Here is a 12,829-nt window from a genome sequence, read left to right on the forward strand (position 1 = left end):
ATCCTCAGACCAAAGGCAAGAACGAGCACTTCCATCTTGCCAGACCGAGGTCTTGTCCATGGCAACGTTCAAAACCGTGCAGGAATTGCAAGAGGAATTCGACCGCTGGCGGCACGTCTACAATACCAGTGACCACATCAATGCGCAGACTGTTGACGATGCCCGGCGAGCCGGTATCGCCCCAGCTCGCGTTCCTTGCCAAGCAAGCTGCCTGGGCCTGAATACGAAGGGCCATCATACGCAGGGCGAGTCAGCTCAAGGCCAATCTGCGCTTTGGCCAAGCGGCGCTGGCGATCCCGGAGGCCTTCCGAGGCGAGCTTCTGGCCATCAGGCGCTCGACACAGACGGCAAGTTCGGTGTCTTCTTCAGGAGCCCACAAGATCGCAGCCAGCCGACCTGCAGGGCCACAAAATGAAACCGTTACCCATGTCTCCGAACGGTGTTACCCATGTCCCCGGTCCGCACATCAAACCGGGCGATGACACCTGAATGCGTGATTCGCGATCTCGCGACGCATTGCGCCCGAGGTTTGCTGGAAACTTCCCGCCCTCTCATAAGAGGGCGCAGGGAATGCCGGATGCGCGCTGCGCCCGCGATCTCGTGTGCGAAGTGCACAAACAAAGGTGCACACGAGCATACAGGGCAGCGGAGAACATCCCACATTCCCTGCGCAATGGCTTTACGGCTTATAACGAGCTCTCCCCGGTGAGCCTATACTCTGTTGCCACCGTCGCTGCGCCGAAATGAATCCGACGCAACTTGACGCCAGCCTAAGGGCGTCAGGACCACTCGTCTTCGCCGTACGCTGAAGTCACGGAGACGACCGTGGCGGATAGCGTACACCGCAACCCGTCCAACGTCCGTGACGACGGCCGACGCCCTTCTGGCGGGACGGGATGGGTGAAGATATAAACTGATTTTGCCTTCTGTAAAAGCGAAATATTTTTGATTCTGGGGCTTGACACGAATTCCGAATAGCAGAAGTGATTTGCCCGTCGGGTTGATTTGTCGCATGCGGATCGCGAGATTGGGCTTGCGTAGGGGCGACGCAGTCGGCGTTTCACCGTTTCGTACAGGAATTGTGGTGGGAACACCTGCTGGGCAATACTCCGGCTTTCACTACCGACGGGTCGCCGCTACAGCGCCTGGGCCTACTTGCTCCTTCGCTGGCTTGGCGCGCTCGCTTCGACTCGCCGATCCGTGTCGGTATCAGTCGCCGTAAGCGTGCGAGTCGTCAGGATACAGTGCGCAGCATCGAAGCTTCTCGCGATCATATGCTTGCGACCTCCGGGTGCCCTCACCAGATAATCCCGGAATGCAAGGTGCCGCGTGATCTCTGACGAAACTGAACGTAACCAATGAAACTGCGACTATGCCCCGTATCAGGATCAGACTTCGTACAATAGCAGCGGCCGTGAAGGCCAAGCTCTCCCACCATTCATAACCCAACGCCTCAATTTGGCCTGCGGTAGGACGGGATGGCCAACATGTATCCCTGATTTGTGTTCCGGAAAAGCGAAATATTTTTTATTTCGGGGATTGACACGATTTCTGTAGATCAGAAGTGATTTGCCCGTCGGGTTGATTTGTCGCATGCGGATCGCGAGATTGGGCTTGCGTAGGGGCGACGCAGTCGGCGTTTCGCATTTTCGGCCGCATGGAATTGTGGTGGGAATTACCGTGACCGGTCCTGTCTGCACTCGGCTTTCGCTATGAGGGATCCCGTCGCTTATAGGACCTAGGAGGCATTGATATTCCTTTTTTTTTCGAAAGCGCGTTACCCACTCCGGCGATCGCACTTTGAAGTCGCGCCCCGCGTCGGTGAGCGATATCATATCGGCCTTGCGCTGGACACGCGCAGTGCCATTCGACTGCCGAGCTTTGGTGCAGTATTCTGGTCGCAAGTTCCAGGAGCAACCATGACCCTCAATCGACGCGCCTTGCTGGCCGCAGCTTCCAGCTTCGTCGTCTGGCCGGCGTTCGCCGACGATCCGCCGCCCGTGCTCGCCGCCTATGAGCGCGAAACCGGCGGGCGGGTTGGGCTCTACGCCAAAAATCTGTCGACCGGCGCGAAGATTGCGTGGCGGGCCGACGAGCGCTTCGTCATGTGCAGCACGTTCAAGGCTTCGCTCGCCGCCTTCGTGCTGGCGCGGGTCGATCGGGGCGAGGACAAACTGGATGCGGTCGTGAGCTACGGTCCCCAGGATCTGCTCGAGTATGCGCCGGTCGCCAAGCGCAACCTCGGCTACGGCGCGATGTCGGTTGCAGACATGTGCAAGGCCATTCTCGAGCTCAGCGACAACACCTGCGCCAATTTGTTGCTGGCGCGGACCGGTGGTCCCGCTGCCCTGACGGCATTCTGGCGCGCGAGCGGGGACGCGGTCAGCCGCCTCGACCACAACGAGCCCGAACTCAATCGCTCGCGGCCGGGCGATCCCGGCGACACCACCACGCCGGCGGCGATGGCGGGCAATGTGCGCCGCTTCCTGCTCGGCGATGTTCTGTCGCAAGCCTCGCGCGAACACCTTACGGAGTGGATGGTCAACTGCAAGACCGGCGACAACCGGCTGCGCGCGGGCCTGCCGAAGCACTGGAAGGTCGCCGACAGGACCGGCTTCAACGGCCAGGACGCCGCCGGCGACATCGCGATGACCTGGCCGGTGTCAGGCGGGCCGGTCGTGATCTGCGCCTACACGCAAGGCGGCACGCCAAAGCCGGATCAGTTCACGGCTGTGTTTACGGAGATCGGACGGATGGTTGGCCAGCGGCTCGCGTAGGTGCGTAGGGCGGATTGAGCCGAAGGCGTAATCCGCCATTTCGGCTACTCGTCCATCATGATTGAAGCAGGCGAGCAAACAAGATCGGCGGCGGTTGTCCCAAGATGGCGGATTACGCCTTCGGCTCCAATCCGCCCTACCGGCCAAGAACGAGGCAGGTTGTCGGAAAGCCGCGCCGGTCGTTCGTCCTCTGCATACACGACGGCGTCATGCAATTATCCGGAGTCTTCCAATGATCCCCACCATCACCGCCTTCGAAAATTCGCCCGACCGCGGCGAGGGACAGGCACGTGACATGCGTGTTCGCTGGGCGCTCGAGGAAGTCGGCCAACCCTACGACGTTCGTCTTGTTTCGTTCCGCGAGATGAAGGAACCCGCGCATTGTGCGCTTCATCCTTTCGGGCAGATTCCGACCTATGAAGAAGGTGATCTCGCGCTGTTCGAGTCGGGCGCGATCGTGTTCCACATCGCGCAGCGCCATGATGGACTGCTGCCTGATGATGCCAATGCCCGGGCGCGCGCGATCACGTGGATGTTCGCCGCGCTGAGCACGCTGGAGCCGCCGATCGTCGATCTGGAAATCGCTGGTCTCCTGGAACGCGACAAGCCCTGGTACGAGCAGCGCCTGCCGATGGTCAAGGCTCCCATCCGCGACCGGCTGGGCCAGCTTTCCCGTCGCCTCGGCGATGCCGACTGGCTCGATGGCGCGTTCAGCGCCGGCGATCTGATGATGGTGACCGTGCTGCGCCGGTTGGATGGATCGGGCATACTGGAGGAATAACCGAACCTTTCCGCCTACGTCGCCCGCGGCGAAGCGCGGCCGGCCTACAAGCGTGCCTTCGCTGCGCAGTTGGCGGTTTTTATCGCTGCATCGAAAGAGTGAGCAGCCTTACGGATTTTCATGCGGGGTGACCGCGGGCTGCGCGAACCTCTCGACAAGGTCCGACCAAAACGGAATGTACTTGATTTGAGCTGGCCAGGGCTTGCTGTGCCAGCCTGTAAATTCTCTTTCGAAATAGTCCTTAAGATTGGCACCGTAGCAGATTGCATCGGTGTAGAAGATGGAAAAGACCGGGTTGCCGGTCTCGATCCAATGTCATCGCTCGGCGCCCGCCATTTTCCGGTCACTCTCGATTAGCGTGCCGTCAGGTTGTGCTTGGCTTACGATAACATCGCATCCGACGCCGAAGAAAGCCAAAGCGCGTCGAAGTTTAGTTAAGGCGTAATCCGCCATTCGAACTTACGCCGGCACCCGGCCACCGAAAAACGGCATCAGCGCGTGGCTCAGCGTGTGCGGCCGCTTCGATGTAAAAACCATCTCGGCGCCGGCGGTGTCGGATTCGTTGCCGGGTCCGCCGAGCAGATCGGATACGCGCCGTGCGATCGCGGGGGCGGGGTCGATCCAGTCGACCGGCCATGGCGCGAGTTTGACGAGGCGGTCCAGCAACAGCGGATAGTGCGTGCAGGCCAACACCACGGTGTCGGTGCGGGCGGCATCGCCGTCGCTGACGAAGCAGGGCGCGAGTTCGCCCTTGATGTCGTTGTCGCTGACGTAGAAGCCGCTGAGCGCGCGTTCGGCCAAGGCGGCGAGTTCGGCCGAGCCGACCAGCGTCACCTCGCAGCCCTGCGCGAAATCGTCGATCAGTTTCCGGGTGTATTCCCGCTTCACCGTGCCCCTGGTGCCGAGCACCGACACGCGTTTTGTTCTTGAACTGGCGCAGGCCGGCTTGATCGCGGGCACGGTGCCGACGAACGGCACGGAATAGGCGCCGCGTAAATGCGACATCACCAGCGTGGAGGCGGTGTTGCAGGCGATCACGACCAGGTCGGGGGCGTGGGCCGCGATCAGTTCGCCGACCAGCGGCACCACGCGGGCGATGATCTGTTCTTCGCTGTGGTGGCCGTAGGGGAAGTACGCGTCGTCGGCGACATAGACGTAATGGGCATCGGGCCGCGCGCCCACGATCTCGCGCAGGACCGTAAGGCCGCCAAGGCCGGAATCGAACACGAGTATCGTTGGAGGAGCTGCCACGCTGCGACTTTAGCCGATCCGCGGTTACCGTTGGGTTGATTTGAGGGTTCCCGATGGCCCGTCGCCAGCGGCGAGAACTTTAAAACAAGCCGATTTGGGGTGATTCAAATCGCCTTGGCAAGGGCGGAAAGCCTTCAGGACGGGCCGTGATAGCCGCGGACTCGATTCACCTCTCCCGCTTGCGGGGGTCGAGACGAGCAAAGCTCGCTCTTAGGTCGACGCACGAAGTGCGGCGGGTGGGGGAAGGTCTATCCACTCGACCAGTGCGTTTTGCGGAGGCACCCCCACCCCGACCCTCCCCCGCAAGCGGGAGAGGGGGCGCCGTCCCTTCGCGGCTTCAGCTTTCCCCGAACACGCGCTTGAAGATCGTGTCGACGTGCTTGAAGTGATAGCCGAGGTCGAACCGTTCCTCGATTTCGGCGTCGCTCAGGTGCTTCTTCACGTCAGGGTCTTTTTTCAGCAAACTCAGAAAATCGCCTTCGCCGCGCCAGACCGGCATCGCGTTGCGCTGCACGAATTTGTAGGCGTCCTCGCGGCTGGCGCCCTTTTGCGTCAGCGCCATCAGGATCCGCTGCGAATGCACGAGGCCGCCGAGGCGGTCGAGGTTTTTTTGCATGTTCTCGGGGTAGATCAAGAGCTTCTCGACCAATCCCGCGAGGCGGTTGAGCGCGAAGTCGAGCGTCACGGTGGCGTCCGGCCCGATCATGCGTTCGACCGACGAGTGCGAGATGTCGCGCTCGTGCCAGAGCACGATGTTCTCCATCGCCGGCATCGCATAGGCGCGCACCATGCGCGCCAGACCGGAGAGATTCTCCGACAGCACCGGGTTGCGCTTGTGCGGCATCGCCGAAGAACCCTTCTGGCCCTCGGAGAAGAACTCTTCGGCTTCCAGCACTTCGGTGCGCTGCAGATGGCGGATTTCGGTGGCAAGGCGTTCGACCGAGGAGGCGATGACGCCCAGCGTCGCAAAATACATCGCGTGGCGGTCGCGCGGGATCACTTGCGTCGAGATCGGCTCCGGCGTCAGTCCCATCGCCTTGGCGACATGTTCTTCGACGCGCGGATCGATTTGCGCGAAGGTGCCGACCGCGCCCGAAATCGCGCAGGTCGCGACTTCCTTGCGCGCCGTGATCAGGCGCTCGCGGGCGCGGGAAAATTCCGCATAGGCGTAAGCGAGCTTGAGGCCGAACGTGACGGGTTCGGCATGGATGCCGTGGGAGCGGCCGATGGTCGGCGTCATCTTGTGTTCGAAGGCGCGCTTCTTCAGCGCCGCCAGAACCTTGTCGAGGTCGGCGAGCAGCAGGTCGGCGGCGCGCGTGAGCTGGACGTTGAAGCAGGTGTCGAGCACGTCGGAGGAGGTCATGCCCTGATGGACGAAACGCGCCTCCGGGCCGACGATTTCGGCCAGATGGGTCGTGAAGGCGAGGACGTCGTGCTTGGTCTCGCGCTCGATCTCGTCGATCCGGGGGATATCGAAGGTGACGTTGCGCGCCTTGGCCCAGACGGTTTTGGCGGCTTCCTTGGGGATCACGCCGAGTTCGGCCTGCGCGTCGGCCGCATGCGCCTCGATCTCGAACCAGATCTTGAAGCGGGTCTGCGGCTCCCAGATGGCGGCCATTTCCGGGCGGGTGTAGCGGGGGATCATCGACGACTCCGGGAAATTGTTTTTACGCCGTGCTTTAGCAGAGCCACCCCGGTGAGACAAACAAACAGCGTTGTCAGGCCCTTCCTAACTGTCTGAGAATGATTCGCTTTTTCGTGGTGGCCGGGCATAGCCGTCTGAAGGACGGCGTCGCTTCCGCTCGCCTATGTCCCGGCCATCCACGTCTTTCTTGCTCAATCGAAGCCAGGACGTGGATGCCCGGCACAAGGCCGGGCATGACGAGGTTCGGTCCAAGGCGCTAGTTTCTTTGATCTCTTTTTGGAGAGACTCTCAGGAAAGAGGACCGGCCGCGCAGCTTCAATCACGGAAAACTGAATGACAGATATTGAAATCTGTCAGCGGGATATGCTATATGCTTCTTCGACGCCACGGATAGGGGCGTCACCTTGGGCTCGCTGGCACTGAGCCCGGGACTTGAAGAGGACTTAAGCCATGACCATCGAAATCATTAATCTGACCACACAAATCCAGCGCTGGCTGAACGCCCAGGTGGCCCGCCATCTGGCAGCCCAGGCCGCCCGTATCGAACCGCTGAAAAACTGAACCTGTCGGGGTCCTACGGAATTAAGAGGGATAAAATGACCACCCAACCGATCGTTTCGTAGGTGTGCGCATGAACGAAGTCGTGGTTTTGACCCCTGAACGAATTCTGGAGGTTACCGAGGACGTCTTGCGCCGCTTTGGGCTCGCCAAGGCTACCGTGGTGGACGTTGCCCGTGCGCTGGATGTCAGCCACGGCAGCGTCTACCGCCATTTCCCCAGCAAGGCTTCGCTGCGCCAGGCGGTTGCAAAACGCTGGCTCGACCGCGCCAACGCGCCGCTGCAGAAGATCGCGGACGCGTCCGGACCAGCGCCGGCCAGGCTCGAGAAGTGGCTGCGCACGATGTTCGAGATCAAATACAAGAAGGTTTCCGAAGATCCCGAGATGTTCCAGACCTACCTGACGCTGGCGCGTGAGGCCTGCGAAGTGGTGCAGGCGCACAAGGATCGCCTGGTCGGTCAGATCGCGGATATCTTGTCCGACGGCGTGAAGCAGGGAGTCTTCCAGATCGCCGACGTCAAGCTGACGGCACGTGCGGTATTCGACGCCACCATCCGCTATCATCATCCCGCCCATTCCGACGACTGGTGCGATCCGGCGACGCCGGAGCGGATCGACGCGCTGCTGGCGCTGGTGATCAGGGGCCTCGAAGCGCCGAAGAAGCGTTGATCTCGCGCGCGACGCGCTTCGTCCACGCCTTCCGCATCAGTGTAGGCCACGGGCCTCGCGTTGTTTGATATCCCTCAAGCCACGTGCCGGCACCGGCGCGATCATGGGCGCGGAGGAAGATGTGCGTCTTGCGGTGTTTGCGGATATCCATGCCAACCGGCAGGCTTTCAGCGCCTGCCTCGCGGCGGCACGCGCGCGCGGCGCGGAGCGGATCATCTGCCTCGGCGACATCGTCGGCTATGGCGCCGATCCCGAATGGGCGGTTGAGACCATGATGGATCTCGTGGATGACGGCGCCATCGCCGTGCTCGGCAACCACGACCATGCCGTCGGTACGCCATCCGAGACCATGAATGCGGAAGCAACCGCCGCCATCGAGTGGACGCGCGGCCGGCTCAGCGCGGACCAACGGCGGTTTCTCGCCGAGCTGCCGCTGACGCAGCGGGAAGACGATCGCCTCTACGTGCATTCCGAAGCAAGCCATCCCGCGCGATGGCGCTACATCAGGGACACGCCGGATGCCGCCCGCAGCATCGAGGCGAGCGATGCCCATGTCACCTTCTGTGGCCACATCCACCGGCCGGCGCTGTATTCGATGTCATCGGCGGCGAAGATGACGAGTTTCGTTCCGGCGACGGATGTCCCGATGCAATTGCTCGGCGGAAGGCGCTGGCTCGCCGTCATCGGCTCCGTCGGCCAGCCGCGCGACGGCAATCCGGCGGCGGCGTTCGCGATGCTCGACACCGTGTCGCGCGAGATCACCTATTGCCGCGTGCCGTACGACGTCGAGACGGCGGCGGAGCGGATTCGCGCCAACGGCCTGCCGCACTGGCTGGCCGATCGCCTGCTCGAGGGGACGTGAGCGACGGCGAGGCCTTCGATTGAGCCGGGCGCGCAGCTGGACGGTTTTGCGATCGGGGAGCGCGTCCATCAAGGCGGCATAGCGATCTAAGACGTCATCTGAAGCGCTGGACGTGATCGATCAGCGCGCGCAGTTTTGGGGCCGTGTTGCGGCGACTGGGATAATACAGATAGAAGCCGGCAAAGCGCGGGCAATAGTCTTCCAGTATCGGCACGAGTTCGCCGCGCGCCATCAGGCTGCGAAAACTCTCCTCCATGCCAAAGGTGATGCCGAAGCCTGCGACGGCGAGTTTGATCATCAGCGCCATGTCGTTGGTCGTGATCTCAGGCGCGACGGCGACGCTGAACTCCTTGCCGCGCTCGGCGAATTCCCAGCGATAGGGTGCGACCTTCGGCGCGGGGCGCCAGCCGATGCAGCGATGGCCCGCAAGCTCGCTCGGATGCGAAGGCGCCCCGAACCGGTCGCGGTAGCTTGGTGCGCAAACGGTGAGCTGGCGCTCGTCGCCGGCGATGGACACCGCGATCATGTCCTGCTCGATCACTTCGCCCAGCCGCACGCCGGCATCGTAGCCCTCGGCGACGATATCGAAATGCTCGTCGGTCACGGTGATGTCGATCTGGATTTCCGGATTGGCCTCGGCAAAGGCCGCCAGGAATGGACCGGCGAGAAATCGCTCCGCGATCGATGAGACCGCCAGCCGCAACTGCCCGCGCGGCGGACCGCGCACATTCCCCGTCGTCTCGATGGCCGCACGCATCTCCGCAATCGCGGGCGCTATCTCCGCATGGAGCCGTTCGCCGGCCTCGGTCAGGCTGACGCTGCGCGTCGTCCGCTGCACCAGCGCAATACGGAGCGTCTCTTCCAGCCGACGGATGGTCTGGCTGACCGCCGAGCGCGTGACCCCCAGGCGGTCGGCCGCCGCGCGAAAACTCCGCTCTTCGGCCACCAGGGCGAAGACGGCGAGGGCGTTGAGGTCCGGCTCCATTGGTTAGATTTTCTTTCCATATTTGGAAGAAATGGTCAGCTTTTCGCGACAATGGAGCAGATCTAGCTTCCTGGCAACCGCTCGACGGCGGCTCGCAAACTCAGCCAGGAAAGAGATCAACCAATGTCGCTCAACAAAATCATCCTCGTCACCTGAGCTTCCAGCGGCATCGGCGCCGCGATCGCCCGGGAACTCGGCGCCGCCGGCGCCAAGGTCATGCTCGGTGCCCGTCGCATCGACCGGCTGGACGCGCTCGCGGAAGAAATCAGGGGTCAGGGCGGCGAGGCCATGGCGCGGCGCGTCGACGTGACCGACCGCGCCGATGTCGCCGCGTTTGCCGAGGCGGCGCGGCAGGCCTGGGGCCGCGTCGACGTCATCGTCAACAATGCCGGTGTCATGCCGCTGTCGCCGATGGCCTCGATGAAGGTCGACGAGTGGGACCGGATGGTCGACGTCAACATCAAGGGCGTGCTCCATGGCATTGCCGCGGTGCTGCCCGAGATGACGGCCCGCGGCTCCGGCCATGTCATCAATGTCGCCTCGATCGGCGCGCTTTCGGTTTTCCCGATGGCCGCGGTCTATTGCGCGACCAAATATGCGGTGCGGGCGATCTCGGATGGGTTGCGGCAGGAGCACGACAATCTTCGCGTCACCTGCATCCATCCCGGCGTGGTCGAGAGCGAACTGGCCGACACGATTACCGATCCGGTGGCGGCGCAAGCGATGAAGGCCTACCGGACCATTGCGCTGCAGCCCGACGCGATCGGCCGCGCCGTGCGCTTCGCCATCGAACAGCCTGATGATGTCGACGTCAACGAGATCGTTATCCGTCCCACCGCCAGCAAGTGAGGCCATAATGATCTTTCGATTTCACAGGCAACCGCCAATTCGCAGCAGCATCGTTGCGGCGATCGCGCTGTTCGCTGGCGCCGTCGTGCTCCCCGTCGAGAAAGGTTTTGCGCAGATGAACTCCGATCAGAAATCCATAGCTCAGCCGGCCCAGAATCATCCGTACGCCGGCATGTGGGTCACGGCCGACCGCCAGATCCGCCATAACCTGCTGCCGGGCGGCCGCTATGTCGAAGCGCGCGGAAGCCGCGAGAACGCTTATCTCGGACGTTACGAGGTCCGCGGCAATCACATCGATTATTGGGATGACACCGGTTTTACCGCCGATGGTGAGTTCATTGACGATGTGCTGCATCATGGCGGCATGATCTTGTATCGGGAGAAATAGCGAGTCCCGTGCCCGCCGGGCCATTCAATCACTGGCGTCCGTCGCGTCAGGCGGCGCGAACCTGATCGATCGGGTGCTTCGGATCGGGTGGCGGCTGTTCAGTGTCGCGATCCTGCCAAAGGCCGAAGAACTGGATGATTTCGCGGCAGGGTTCGCAACGGAACATGTTGCGGGATGATGTCACCTTGGACATCTCATTCGAACAGCTGGGACAAAGCGGGTTCATGGCGGCCCTGGATATTCGGTCGCTATAAAATTCTCAGGTCAAGCCAACGGTTCCCACGCCGGGCGCGCAAATGCGCACGGGCCGGCCTTGAGGGAATGGCGTTTAGCGGCGATCGGGGAACCGTGCCCGGCCTTCCAATCCGTAAAGGTCGTACCGGGAACCGCCGGTGCGCCGGTTCACCGCCGGCCCGCGCCGTTCATAGCGGCTGAAGAAGAATTCGAGGTCGGGACGCGGGCGCCGCGCGATCAGGCGCTTGGGCCTCACCCATCGCCTGACGGCCGCGCCGTCCATCGCTCACATCCGGTAGGGCGCGCGGTAGGGCGTTCGCTTTCTGGTGCCGGGTTCCGCCGCCACCAGGCAAACAGTAACGGCCGCATTCAGCGCCAGCCACAACGCCACGCCAGTCCAGACCAGGGTCATCGTCATGATGCCGCACTCCCAGAAATTCGGAAGCGGGTTTTGCCCTGATTGGCTGAATCCGTGAAGACCGTTTCTTTACGGTGATCCGCACGAAGTTTGAGCATGCGGCAGCGCAATATGAATTGCTGCAGGTGCGGTGCGTAACCTGGTGCGCGATATCAATTGGAGAGATCGTTGGCGGGGCGATGCACCGGACTCACTCGAGCGTTTGCACCGGCGGTGGTGTCAGCGAAGGCGGTGCGGATGTCGTGGCCGGCGCGGCAGCAGCTGCTTCGCCCCTTGTCGTGGCGATCCGCGCGGCCGGTTCGGCCTGAGCGGGTGCGGATCTGGTTGCGGCGGCGCCGACAGCTTCCGCTCTCGCACCGCGCACACTGGTTTTTGCGGCTTGGCCTCTCGCGGCTTGGCGGCGATGTCGCCGCGGTTCGGACCTGTCAATGCCCCAGGACCGCGCGATCGCGGGTCCCGCCGAGTAGCCGATGAATGCCCCGGCCACCGCGCCGATCGGCCCCAGCACCACGGCGCCGGACACCGCGCCCAGCGCGGCGTCACCAGCCCGGTGCTGCGCAAGCGCTGCGGAGGGCGCAAGCAGAAGGATCATGGCAGCTGCGGTGAGGGTTTTGGTCATGGGCTGGTTCCGTCGAGAATGAGCCGCGACGGTGTTCCGGCTTTATGGCCAGACCATGAAGGTTAATGGCCAACACGATGGCCAAGACGATGACGTCGACGATGCTTCGGGTTCCATCAACCGCGCGCGGAATCCTGGCGAGAGCCAGCTTGCCGGGCCGCGTCTTCGCGACGCGCGCGCTCGAGGATATTGCGCACCGCCGTGGCGTCTCGAATCCAGCGAAACCCGTACCGGCCGGTGTAATCGGTATCGGAAGCACGGGGCGAAATGCCGGACGCGAAATTCAGGGTACAGGGGCCGCGGCCAACGTCGAGGATCTCGAAGGTCGCGTCCATATCGCTGAACAAGGTGTCGGTCACGGTTGCTTTGTCGAAGGTGCGCACGATCAGCGCGCGGCGATTGGTGATCACGTACAGCGTCTGCAGATCGTACAGCAGCACCAGCAGAGGTGTGCCAACCATCGCCACCCCGAGCACCAGGAGGAACATGACCGATTCACCGATCCAGCCCCTGGTGAACGCAAGCGCGGTGAGAGCCAGCCAGGGAAATCCGATCCACCACAGAATTCGCCACAACAGCATGCGGGCAATGCCATCGGGCTGGCCCTGCCACAGCACGCGCTCGCCGCGTTGCAGCGCCTGGGCCAGCAGCCATCGCAGCTTCGGGGTAAACAGCGTCGATCGAATTTCATCCATGCTCATGCCCGTTGGTCGCTTGCGGTGCAGGAATGGTTCGGTCTTGTCGCAACAACGTTGGCCGCCACAACGTTGGATGGCGCAGACGCGCGGGAAG

General features: G+C 62.7%; 13 protein-coding genes and 1 pseudogene. 6 read left to right on the top strand and 8 right to left on the bottom strand.

Annotated elements, in window-relative coordinates:
- Window positions 1-1,919: 1,919 nt before the first annotated feature.
- Together bla and ACSQ84_RS10105 are read left to right on the top strand one after the other, a co-directional pair.
- Complete coding sequence (bla, locus tag ACSQ84_RS10100; RefSeq protein WP_436211529.1) at window positions 1,920-2,777, top strand: class A beta-lactamase; 858 nt, start codon at window positions 1,920-1,922, stop codon at window positions 2,775-2,777.
- A gap of 232 nt (window positions 2,778-3,009) precedes the next feature.
- Window positions 3,010-3,660, top strand: a pseudogene (locus ACSQ84_RS10105) (glutathione S-transferase family protein).
- Between the two features lie 357 nt (window positions 3,661-4,017).
- Here the strand turns inward: ACSQ84_RS10105 and murI are convergent.
- Window positions 4,018-4,809 carry a glutamate racemase gene (gene murI, locus ACSQ84_RS10110; RefSeq protein ID WP_436211530.1) on the bottom strand — a complete coding sequence of 264 codons (792 nt, stop codon included), beginning with the start codon at window positions 4,807-4,809 and terminating at the stop codon, window positions 4,018-4,020.
- Between the two features lie 337 nt (window positions 4,810-5,146).
- Window positions 5,147-6,454 carry an adenylosuccinate lyase gene (gene purB / locus ACSQ84_RS10115; protein WP_436211531.1) on the bottom strand — a complete coding sequence of 436 codons (1,308 nt, stop codon included), beginning with the start codon at window positions 6,452-6,454 and terminating at the stop codon, window positions 5,147-5,149.
- 631 nt (window positions 6,455-7,085) lie between these two features.
- Here purB and ACSQ84_RS10120 point away from each other — a divergent pair.
- Together ACSQ84_RS10120 and ACSQ84_RS10125 are read left to right on the top strand one after the other, a co-directional pair.
- Complete coding sequence (locus ACSQ84_RS10120) at window positions 7,086-7,682, top strand: TetR family transcriptional regulator (RefSeq protein ID WP_436211532.1); 597 nt, start codon at window positions 7,086-7,088, stop codon at window positions 7,680-7,682.
- Window positions 7,683-7,803: 121 nt separating this feature from the next.
- Window positions 7,804-8,544: a metallophosphoesterase family protein gene (locus ACSQ84_RS10125; RefSeq protein WP_436212254.1), complete on the top strand. Its 741-nt coding sequence runs from the start codon at window positions 7,804-7,806 to the stop codon at window positions 8,542-8,544.
- Between the two features lie 94 nt (window positions 8,545-8,638).
- Here the strand turns inward: ACSQ84_RS10125 and ACSQ84_RS10130 are convergent, their stop codons facing one another.
- The gene (locus ACSQ84_RS10130) at window positions 8,639-9,529 is read right to left on the bottom strand and encodes a LysR family transcriptional regulator (protein ID WP_436211533.1); all 891 of its coding nucleotides are present in this window, start codon (window positions 9,527-9,529) and stop codon (window positions 8,639-8,641) included.
- Between the two features lie 168 nt (window positions 9,530-9,697).
- Here ACSQ84_RS10130 and ACSQ84_RS10135 point away from each other — a divergent pair, with 168 nt between their 5' ends.
- A complete protein-coding gene (locus ACSQ84_RS10135; protein ID WP_436212255.1) occupies window positions 9,698-10,378 on the top strand; it encodes an SDR family oxidoreductase in 681 nt (226 codons plus the stop codon).
- A gap of 7 nt (window positions 10,379-10,385) precedes the next feature.
- Entirely contained in the window at window positions 10,386-10,766 is a 381-nt protein-coding gene (locus tag ACSQ84_RS10140; RefSeq protein WP_436211534.1) for an Atu4866 domain-containing protein, read from the top strand.
- Window positions 10,767-10,812: 46 nt separating this feature from the next.
- On the opposite strand, the gene ACSQ84_RS10145 is transcribed toward ACSQ84_RS10140, so the two are convergent.
- The 5 genes from ACSQ84_RS10145 to ACSQ84_RS10165 all read right to left on the bottom strand — a co-directional run bounded on the left by ACSQ84_RS10145 (window position 10,813) and on the right by ACSQ84_RS10165 (window position 12,732).
- Window positions 10,813-10,950, bottom strand: a complete 138-nt coding sequence (locus tag ACSQ84_RS10145; protein WP_436211535.1) for a hypothetical protein — start codon at window positions 10,948-10,950, stop codon at window positions 10,813-10,815.
- Between the two features lie 144 nt (window positions 10,951-11,094).
- Complete coding sequence (locus tag ACSQ84_RS10150; protein WP_436211536.1) at window positions 11,095-11,283, bottom strand: hypothetical protein; 189 nt, start codon at window positions 11,281-11,283, stop codon at window positions 11,095-11,097.
- Between the two features lie 3 nt (window positions 11,284-11,286).
- The gene (locus ACSQ84_RS10155) at window positions 11,287-11,418 is read right to left on the bottom strand and encodes a hypothetical protein (RefSeq protein ID WP_436211537.1); all 132 of its coding nucleotides are present in this window, start codon (window positions 11,416-11,418) and stop codon (window positions 11,287-11,289) included.
- A 190-nt stretch (window positions 11,419-11,608) separates the two neighbouring features.
- The gene (locus tag ACSQ84_RS10160; protein WP_436211538.1) at window positions 11,609-12,037 is read right to left on the bottom strand and encodes a hypothetical protein; all 429 of its coding nucleotides are present in this window, start codon (window positions 12,035-12,037) and stop codon (window positions 11,609-11,611) included.
- Between the two features lie 116 nt (window positions 12,038-12,153).
- Window positions 12,154-12,732 (bottom strand): hypothetical protein, encoded by a 579-nt coding sequence (locus tag ACSQ84_RS10165; protein ID WP_436211539.1) that lies wholly within the window; start codon window positions 12,730-12,732, stop codon window positions 12,154-12,156.
- Between the last annotated feature and the right edge of the window lie 97 nt (window positions 12,733-12,829).

The sequence above is a fragment of the Bradyrhizobium sp. LjRoot220 genome, assembly GCF_964252915.1.
Taxonomy (GTDB): domain Bacteria; phylum Pseudomonadota; class Alphaproteobacteria; order Rhizobiales; family Xanthobacteraceae; genus Bradyrhizobium.